Raw genomic sequence first — 250 nt, 5'->3', positions numbered from 1 at the left:
CGCCGTGCCCGCGACGGTGTTCGCCCACCAGCGACAGTTCCACCAGCGACCGGACTGGACCATCGGCGCACAACACCGCGTCCGCGAGCTCGAACAGGGCGTCCGCACGCCTGGTCAGACAGGAATGGAACTCACCCCGGAAGCGTGACAGTTCCGCAAACGGATCCTGCCGGACGACGTGATGCAGCAGACTCATCCCCACGGCCTTCGTGCTGAGCTTGTGTGTTCCTTGGTCGGATCACATGCTCGG

1 pseudogene is annotated in these 250 nt (G+C 64.8%); it reads right to left on the bottom strand.

Annotated features, from left to right (window positions below):
• Positions 1 to 196, bottom strand: a pseudogene (locus tag MTQ10_RS31130) (NF041680 family putative transposase); the annotation flags it as partial.
• Positions 197 to 250: the final 54 nt, after the last annotated feature.

Origin of the sequence: Streptomyces sp. XM83C (genome assembly GCF_023072675.1) — a bacterium.
GTDB classification, from domain to species: domain Bacteria; phylum Actinomycetota; class Actinomycetes; order Streptomycetales; family Streptomycetaceae; genus Streptomyces; species Streptomyces thermocoprophilus.
Note: the sequence above shows the minus strand (reverse complement) of the source record. Positions and strands in the feature narration are given on the sequence as shown.